Genomic DNA, 8400 nt, shown 5'->3' on the forward strand with positions numbered 1-8400 from the left:
CGAGTTCGACTTCGGCGCCGGTCCAGCCGTCGAGCTCGCTCGCGTAGCGGAGCACGGCGTCCATGCCGTCGCGTTCGATCGCGGCGAGCATCTCCGAGACCCGCTGCATCACCGCCGGGTCGCGTTGTGCGGCAGGGCCCTCGTGCGCCGGTGTCTTGAGCGGTCGGTACGAGCTACCGAGTTCCCTGAGCAGGGAGGGTGCGAAGCGCATGGCGGCGACCTTACGAACGGGCAAAGCACAGGACAAGATGATCGAAACCTGTGCTCGGCATAGGATTTCCTTGTGACACTGAAGCAGTTGCAGGCGTTCCTGCTCGCCGCCCGGACCGGCTCGTTCACCGCTGCGGCGGCGGCCATGGGGGTCGCTCAGGCGTCGGTCTCGGAGTTGATCCGCAAGCTCGAGGACGATCACGCCACCCCGCTGTTCACCAGGGGAGCCCGGCGGCTGGTGCTCACCGCCGCAGGCGAGACGCTGCTGCCGTTCGCCGAGCAGGCCACGGCCGCCGCCGACGGCGGTGCGCAAGCGCTGCGTTCGGTGCGTTCCCTGGACGGCGGGGTCGCCACCTTCGGGCTGCTGCGCAACGCCGGCTACTACCTGCTCTCCGACCTCGCGCAGCGCTTCCACGACCGCTATCCCGATGTGCGCATCCGGCTGATCGGGCTGAACTCCGTCGAGGTGGCGGCCGCCGTCGCGGCGGGAACCGTGGAGGCCGGGCTGGTCGTGCTGCCCATCGACGACGAAGGTCTCGAAGTGACCCCGCTGCTGCGGGACGAGGTGTGCTACGCCACCGCCGATCCGGCCCGTGCGGAAGAACCGCTGCGGATCGAGGACCTCGCGCAGGCCAAGCTGATCCTCTACGACGCGCACTACGGCTGGGCCGACCCGACGCGCCGCCAGCTCGCCGATCGCGCTCAGCTCGCGGGACTTCGGCTCGATCCGTGGATCGAGGTCGAGCACGTGGAATCCGCGCTGTCACTGGTGCAGCGCGGCGTCGGCGACACCGTCCTCGCTCGCGCGGTGGCGAACAGCGCGATGTGCCCGCCGAATCTGCACATGGTGGGCTTCCACGAGCCGCTCCACGACACCATCGCACTCGTGCGCAGGCGCTCCACCACGCTTTCCCCGGCCACCCGTGAACTCGCCGACCTCGCCCGGCGAATGCTCCCGCACCATCCGGCTGCGGAGCGGTGAGCCGAATTCGTCCACAAAGGACTAACTGCGGTGCGGGGCGCCGCTTCCTGTGTGGTGCGTGGCGCTGCGATGGTGGGCGACCGGCCGCGGGGGCGAGGCGTGCGACGGATCGGTGGCGTCCGGATGGCTCGATGGCGATCAGCTGGGCGGCGATCAGCTGGGCGAATCGGAAGGGGTTCATGAACTCCATGCTCCGGAGTCGAACCCGTGTTCGCCATAGCTGGACCAGGTGATCTTAAGGTCCATTGTGGACGGATGAAAGTCCTTGCTGTGCAAAGCTGAATTCGCTCGAAAAGGTGTGAATCCAGGATCGGCGGACGATCAGTCCTGCCGCACGGTGATCGCCTGCGCCGGGCAGATCCGCTCCGCCTGCGCCACTTCCCCGGCGAAGTCGTCGCCGGGACGGCTCTCCAGCGCCGTGACGATGCCGTCGTCGTCCTGGTCGAACACGTCCGGGGCGGACAGCACGCACTGCCCGGCGCCCACGCACCTGTCCCGGTCCACGCTGATCTCCACGTGCCTTCCTCCTGCTCACGGGTCCAACGACGGCGCTCACCAGCGGACCGGCAGCGAGTGCAGCCCGAACAGCACGCCGTCGTACTTGAATGGCAGTTCCTCCACCGGCGCGGCCAGCCGCAGCCCGGGAATCCGCTCGAACAACGCCCGGTAGGCGGCCTCCATCTCGCCGCGCACCAGGTTCTGCCCGAGGCACTGGTGCACGCCGTAGCCGAACGCGACGTGGTGCCGCGCCGCCTGCTCGGGATCGAACCGGTGCGGGCAGCCGAAAGCCGCTTCGTCGTGGTTCGCGGCCGCCACCAGCGGCACGATGCCCTCGCCCGCCTCGATCCGCTGCCCGCTGATCTCCAGGTCCTCGGTCGCCACCCGCAGCGCCACCAGGTCGGCGACCGAGTGCAGCCGCAGCAGCTCCTCGACTATCCCGTCGGCGCCGACCCACTCGGGGTGCATGAGCAGGGTGAGCACGCCGAGCGCGATGTTGTTCGCGGTGGTCTCGTGCCCGGCGATGAGCAGCAGCATGGAGACCCCGGAAAGCTCCGCGGCCGAGAGGTTCCCGCCCGCCAGCAGCCTGCTGATCAGGTCCTCGCCCGGCCGCTTCGCCTTGATCTTGATGAGCCGGTTGAGGTAGCGCAGCAGCTCCTTGGTCGCGGTCTCCCGCTGCTGATCGGTGGCGGTCGTGCTGACCAGCACCCGGGTCTTGGCCTCGAAGAAGTCCCGATCGGCCGCCGGCACCCCGAGCAGGCTGGAGATCACCAGCGAGGGGACCGGCAGCGCGAAGTCGGCGACCAGGTCCGCGTCCGGCCCGGCCGCCAGCATCGCATCGACCCGCTCGTCGACGATCTCCTCGATCGTCGGGCGCAGCGCCCGGATGCGGCGCACCGAGAACTCGGGGATCAGGGTCTTGCGGAACCGGTCGTGCTGCGGCGGGTCCAGCGCCACGAACCACCCGGGCATCGTGTCCGGCGATGGCACCCCGCCGGTGCGGCCGAGCAGGCTGGGAAAGCCGTCGTGGTCCGGATTCGAGCTGACCCGCGGGTCGGTGAGCACCGCGCGCACGTCCTCGTGCCGGGTCACCAGCCACACCACCGCGCCGGTGGGCAGCCGGGACCGGACCAGGCCGGGCTGTTCGCGGAACCGGGCGTACTCCTCGGGCGGGAAGGACGCTCCGGGACGGCGCAGCGGGAAATCGACCGGTGTGCTCGCAGTCGTCATGTCGGCACTTCCCTCGAGCGAGTTGATCGTGCGTGGAACTCGCGCACCTTGCCGACGACGTGCTCCTGGTCCTCGGCGGTGAGCCCGGTGTGGGTGGGCAGGTACAGGCCGTCCGCGGCGAACCGGCTGGCGTTGAGCTCGGGCCAGCCCGGGTCGCGGTACATCGGCTGCCTGCTCATCGGCTTGAAGAAGACCCTGGTCTCGATGCCCTCCTCGGCGAGGAACGCGCGGAGCCCGTCGCGGTCGCGCGTGCGCAGGTCGTACATCCACAGCACGTCCCGCCGTGGCAGCAGGGTGATGCCGTCGATGTCGCGCAAGCCCTCGTCGTAGCGCTTCTCGATCTCGTTGCGCGCGGCCAGGATCTCGTCCAGCTGCTCGGTCTGGCCCAGCGCGATCGCGGCTTGTACCGCGGTCATGCGGAAGTTGTAGGCGAGTTTCTTGTGCAGGAAGCTGTGATCGCTGGTGAACGCCATCCCGCGCAGGTGCGCCAGCTGCGCGGCCAGCCGCTCGTCGTCGGTGAGGCAGATGCCGCCCTCACCGGCCGTTATGATCTTGTTGGCGAACAGCGAGAAGCAGGCGATGTCGCCGACCGGCCGCACGCCGTGCGCCTCGGCGGAATCCTCCACCACGCGCAGGTTGTACTCGTGGGCCAGCTCCAGGATCGGGTCCATCGCGCAGCGCCTGCCGTAGATGTGCACCGGCATGATCGCCTTGGTGCGCGGCGTGATCCGTTCCTCGATCCGGGTGACGTCGATGTTGAGGTCGTCGGCGCAGTCCACGAACACCGGAGTGGCGCCGGTGTAGCTGACCGCCCAGGCGCTCGCGATCATCGTGAACTCCGGGACGATCACTTCGTCGCCGGGCCCGATGCCCAGCGCCCGCAGCGCGAGGGTGAGCGCGGTGGTGCCGGACGAGCAGGCGACGCCGTGCGCGGTGCCGTTGTACTCGGCGAACGCCTCCTCGAAGCGCCGCACGAACGGTCCCTGCGAGGAGATCCAGCCGTCGCCGACGGCCTGCGTGGCGTAGGTGAGCTCGTTGCCGTTGAGCCAAGGTTTGGAGACCGGCTGGCTGATGGCCATCTCAGATCCTCGCCCGTTCCTCGTCGCGCAGCGCGGGTAGCTCGAGCAGGAGTTCCGCAGCGGCTTCGCGACCACCGGCGTTCCGCAGCAGTTGTCCGAAAACCTCCGCCCGTTCGGTGAAACCGCGCTCGTCGAGCACCGTGGTCAGCTTGTCCAGCACGTCCTCGACGTCGAAGGTCTCCGGGTGGTCGAGGGTGCGGCTCACGCCGAAGTCGTGCCCGCGCACCGCCTGGTCGTCGCAGTCCACCCACAGTGGACGCACCACCAGCGGTTTGCCGAAGTGCAGGCCCTCGTGGAAACCGTTGCCGCCGGCGTGGGTGAAGAACAGCTTCACGTGCGGGTGGGCCAGCACGTCCAACTGGGACGGAACCCAGTCCTCCACCCGCAGGTTCTCCGGCAGCTCGTCCGGCAACAGGTGTTGCTGCTCGGCCGGGAGCTTCCACAGCACGTGCGTGCCGCGGTCGGCGAGACGGCGGACGACTTCCAGCAGCGCGCGCACCTGCTCGGCGGTGAGGCGGGTGATCGTGCCGAATCCCATGTAGACGACGGAATCCCGTTCATCCAGCCACTGCGCGAGTCCCTCGTCGTCCGGCGCCTGCGGCAGCGGCGGCACCATCGTGCCGACCAGCCGCATGTGCGCGGGCACCGGGAACGGGTAGTCCAGTTCGGGGATCGAGTAGCACAGCACCATCTCGGCGCGTTCGATGCGGGACATGAACCCGGCCGCGTCGCCGGAGATGCCGAGCGAGTCGCGGACCCGCTGGTCCTCCGCGGCCCGCTCGCGCAGCTGCTTGGTCATGAACATCGCCAGCGTGCGGAACTTGAAGACCCGGTTGGCGATCCGCTGCCGCAGCGTCATCGCGTGCGGCAGCCCGGAGTGCGGCACCGGGAAGTCCGGCCCGGTGTAGGACTTCGCGAACGGCACGTGCGAGGTGAGCACGTTGCTCGGCATGAACGGCACGCCGAGCGTGAACGGGATGCCCTTGGTGATCGCCAGCTCGTAGCCGAAGTTGCACATGCTCTCCACGACCATGAGCGCCGGCGCGATCTCGTCGACGGCCTCTTCCAGCGCGCGGTACTTGGAAACCCGCGCACGGGGAGAGAAAGTGTGCCGGATGACCGCGGCGTGCGCCCTGAACCGGGAGCGCTGGGTGACCTCGCGGTAGGTCTCGTCGTCCCACGTCACCGCCGACATCTCCGGCACCACGCCGCCGAGGGGGACGAAGTGCACCGGGGTGCCTACGCCCGCGGCCTCGACCTGCTCGCGCCGGTTGTCGTCGGTGGCGAAGTACAGGTCCTCGACGCCGTTGCGGGACAGTTCCTCGGCCAGCACGAGCAGCGGGTTGAGCAGCCCGCTCTCCGGATAGCTGACGAACAGCACGGGCCGCCGGGTCGACGCCATGAACTTGAGCCCTTCGCGAGTCGGTCGTCCCGGTGCGGGGGACGTTGGCTGGCGGGGACTTTCTCCCACACCGCAACGAGGAGAATCCCTAGTTCACCGGTCGCGTTCCCGTGCCGCTCTAGGGAAAAGTACAGCGCTCGCCTGCATACCGTCTGCCACGACCGCCCGACCCGAGGCCGAAGGTGGTGCAGCGCATGACGATTCCAGAGCACGACCCGATCGCGGTGGTGTCGATGGCGTGCCGGTTCCCCGGTGCCGTCGGCTCGCCGGAGGAGTTGTGGCGGCTTGTCACGTCCGACGACACCGCGATGTCGCCGCTTCCCGCGGATCGGGGTTGGGACGTGGCGCAGCTGCGCGCCGCCGGTGTGCCGGAGGAGGGCGGATTCCTCAGCGGTGCGGCGGATTTCGACGCCGAGTTTTTCGGGATTTCGCCGCGCGAGGCGCTGGCGATGGACCCGCAGCAGCGGCTGCTGCTGGAGGTCGGCTGGGAGGCGCTGGAGCGCGCCGGGATGGATCCGCTCGGGTTGCGCGGCAGCCGGACCGGCGTGTTCGCCGGGGTGAACGGCCAGGACTACGCGGTGGCGGCGGCCGACTCCGGCGACGACCTGTCCGGGCATTCGGTCGCCGGGTTCGCCCCCGCGGTGATCTCCGGGAGGCTGGCTTACTTCCTGGGTCTGGAAGGCCCTTCGATCACTGTGGACACCGCGTCCTCGTCTTCGTTGGTGGCAGTGCATTCCGCCGTGCGCGCGCTGCGGTCGGGGGAGTGCGACATGGCGTTGGCGGCCGGTGTGACGGTCATGTCGACGCCCGCGGCGTTCGTGGGCTACACGCGGCAAGGTGGTCTCGCGCCGGATTCGCGGTGCAGGCCGTTCGCGGACGGTGCGTGCGGGACCGCGTGGTCCGAAGGCGTCGGTGCAGTGCTGGTGGAACCGTTGTCGCGTGCGCGCGCCAGTGGGCACGAGGTACTGGCGCTCATCCGTGGTTCGGCGGTGAACTCCGACGGTGCCTCGCACGGGCTCACCGCCCCGAGCGAGCACGCGCAGCAGGCCGTCATCCGCGCCGCGCTCGCCGACGCCGATCTGTCCACACAGGACGTGGACGCGCTGGAGGCGCACGGAACCGGGACGCGGCTGGGCGACCCGGTGGAGGCGTCCGCGGTGCTGGCTACCTACGGGCAGGACCGCGAGACGCCGCTGCTGATGGGATCGGTCAAGGGCCACATCGGACACGCGCAGGCGGCCGCCGGCATGGCCGGGTTGATCAAAACGGTGCTGGCGATGCGGCACGGAACGCTGCCGGGCATTCGCGGGGTGCAGGACGTGACGCGGGCGGTCGACTGGAGCGCGGGCGCGGTCGAGGTGCTCACCGCCGAAGCGCCGTGGCCCGGCGCGGATCGCCCCAAGCGCGCGGCGATCTCATCGTTCGGCATCAGCGGGACGAACGCGCACGTGATCCTCGAAGAGGGCGTCGCGAGCGCCGCATCGGCGGAACCGGTGCGGACCGTGCCCTCCGTCGTGCCGATCCCGGTGTCCGGCCGGACCGAGGCGGCGCTGGAGCAGCAGATCACCCGCGCGCGCGAGCTGGCCGAGCAGCACGCGGCGGCGGACCTGGGATTGTCGTGCGCGACCCGCCGGACCGCGTTCGAGCACCGTGCGGTGCTGCTGGCCGACGAGGGCGATGCGGTCGAAACCGCGCGCGGAGTCGTCGACGATGGGCGGCTCGCGGTGGTGTTCTCCGGGCAGGGGGCCCAGCGGCTCGGGATGGGCCGGGAGCTGCACGCGCGGTTCCCGGTGTTCGCCGACGCCCTGGACGAGGTTCTGCGCGCGGTCGACGAGCACGTGGGCGGTTCGCTGCGGGACGTGATCTGGGGCGCGGACGCCGCGGAGCTGGAGCGCACCGAGCACACCCAGCCCGCGCTGTTCGCGATCGAGGTCGCGCTGCACCGGCTCGCCGAATCCTGCGGTGTGCGGCCGGATCTGCTCGCCGGGCATTCCGTCGGTGAGATCACTGCGGCGCACGTTTCGGGTGCGCTGCCGCTCGCGGACGCCGCGGCGCTGGTGTGCGCGCGGGGACGGCTCATGCAGGCGTTGCCCGCCGGTGGCGCGATGGCGGCGGTGCACGCGTGCGAAGAGGACGTGGCGCCGCTGCTGGGCGACGAACTCGGCCTCGCCGCGATCAACGGTCCGTACTCCGTCGTGGTCTCCGGCACGGAACGAGCTGTCGATGCCGCTATGCGGCACTGCGCTGAGCAGGGTCGCAAAACCTCGAGGCTCAGCGTCTCGCACGCGTTCCACTCCCCGCTGATGGAGCCGATGCTGGCGGAGTTCCGCGAGGTGCTGCGCGGCCTGCGGTTCGGCGAACCGGCGGTGCCGGTGGTGTCCAACCTGACAGGCAAGCTCGCCGAGCCCGGCGAACTGGCCGATCCGGAGCACTGGGTCAGCCACGTCCGCGAGGCGGTGCGCTTCGCCGACGGCATCCGCGCGCTGCGTGCCGAAGGCGTGACGACGTTCCTGGAGATCGGCCCGGACGGGGTGCTTTCCGGAATGGTCCGCGAGTCGTTGGACGGCCCGGCGACCGTGGTTCCTGCGCTGCGCCGCGACCGCGGTGAGGAGTCCGCCTGGATCGGCGCGCTGGCGCGGCTGCACGTCACCGGCACCGGGGTCGACTGGAACGCGGTGCTTGCCGGGACCGGTGCCCGCCCGGTGGCGCTGCCCACCTATCCGTTCCAGCGCGAGCGCTACTGGCCGAGCCCTGCGGGTGCGCGGCTGCAGGTTCCCGGAGCCGCCGCCGAGCAGCAGATCGCAGAGCCCGGCCTGGCCGAACGGTTCGCCGAGCTCCCGGAATCCAAGCGCCTCCCGCACCTGCTCGACCTGGTGCGCGCCGAAGCCGCCACCGTGCTCGGCCACCGCACCACCGATGCGATCGGCCCGGAGCGGGTGTTCAAGGACGCCGGTTTCGAGTCGCTGACCGGAGTGGAGCTGCGCGACCGGCTCGCCGCC

6 protein-coding genes and 1 pseudogene are annotated in these 8400 nt (G+C 70.4%); 2 read left to right on the forward strand and 5 right to left on the reverse strand.

The features are described from left to right. Positions 1-211: pseudogene (locus IJH84_RS27090) on the reverse strand (histidinol dehydrogenase); the annotation flags it as partial. Positions 212-283: 72 nt separating this feature from the next. Here IJH84_RS27090 and IJH84_RS27095 point away from each other — a divergent pair. Beyond that, positions 284-1192 (forward strand): LysR substrate-binding domain-containing protein, encoded by a 909-nt coding sequence (locus tag IJH84_RS27095; protein ID WP_295150566.1) that lies wholly within the window; start codon positions 284-286, stop codon positions 1190-1192. Positions 1193-1513: 321 nt separating this feature from the next. On the opposite strand, the gene IJH84_RS27100 is transcribed toward IJH84_RS27095, so the two are convergent. From IJH84_RS27100 to IJH84_RS27115, 4 genes are read right to left on the reverse strand one after another with little or no spacing between them, the layout of a single operon-like run. Further along, positions 1514-1708, reverse strand: a complete 195-nt coding sequence (locus tag IJH84_RS27100) for a ferredoxin (protein WP_295150569.1) — start codon at positions 1706-1708, stop codon at positions 1514-1516. A gap of 36 nt (positions 1709-1744) precedes the next feature. Continuing rightward, entirely contained in the window at positions 1745-2920 is a 1176-nt protein-coding gene (locus IJH84_RS27105; RefSeq protein WP_295150572.1) for a cytochrome P450, read from the reverse strand. Next, positions 2917-3999, reverse strand: a complete 1083-nt coding sequence (locus IJH84_RS27110; RefSeq protein ID WP_295150575.1) for a DegT/DnrJ/EryC1/StrS aminotransferase family protein — start codon at positions 3997-3999, stop codon at positions 2917-2919. The genes IJH84_RS27105 and IJH84_RS27110 overlap by 4 nt, the downstream gene beginning before the upstream one ends. A 1-nt stretch (position 4000) precedes the next feature. Beyond that, a complete protein-coding gene (locus IJH84_RS27115) occupies positions 4001-5401 on the reverse strand; it encodes a glycosyltransferase (RefSeq protein WP_295150578.1) in 1401 nt (466 codons plus the stop codon). A 194-nt stretch (positions 5402-5595) separates the two neighbouring features. Here IJH84_RS27115 and IJH84_RS27120 point away from each other — a divergent pair. Then, a partial coding sequence (locus IJH84_RS27120; protein ID WP_367269108.1) for a type I polyketide synthase occupies positions 5596-8400 on the forward strand: 2805 nt, incomplete at its 3' end.

This window comes from Saccharopolyspora sp., from assembly GCF_017434145.1.
Taxonomy (GTDB): domain Bacteria; phylum Actinomycetota; class Actinomycetes; order Mycobacteriales; family Pseudonocardiaceae; genus Saccharopolyspora_C; species Saccharopolyspora_C galaxeae.

What these genes read in the sequence shown, in the direction of transcription:
- IJH84_RS27110 (WP_295150575.1), bottom strand. Translation starts at nt 3,999, where the DNA reads ATGGCCATCAGCCAGCCGGTCTCCAAACCTTGGCTCAACGGCAACGAG.
- IJH84_RS27115 (WP_295150578.1), bottom strand. Translation starts at nt 5,401, where the DNA reads ATGGCGTCGACCCGGCGGCCCGTGCTGTTCGTCAGCTATCCGGAGAGC.
- IJH84_RS27105 (WP_295150572.1), bottom strand. Translation starts at nt 2,920, where the DNA reads ATGACGACTGCGAGCACACCGGTCGATTTCCCGCTGCGCCGTCCCGGA.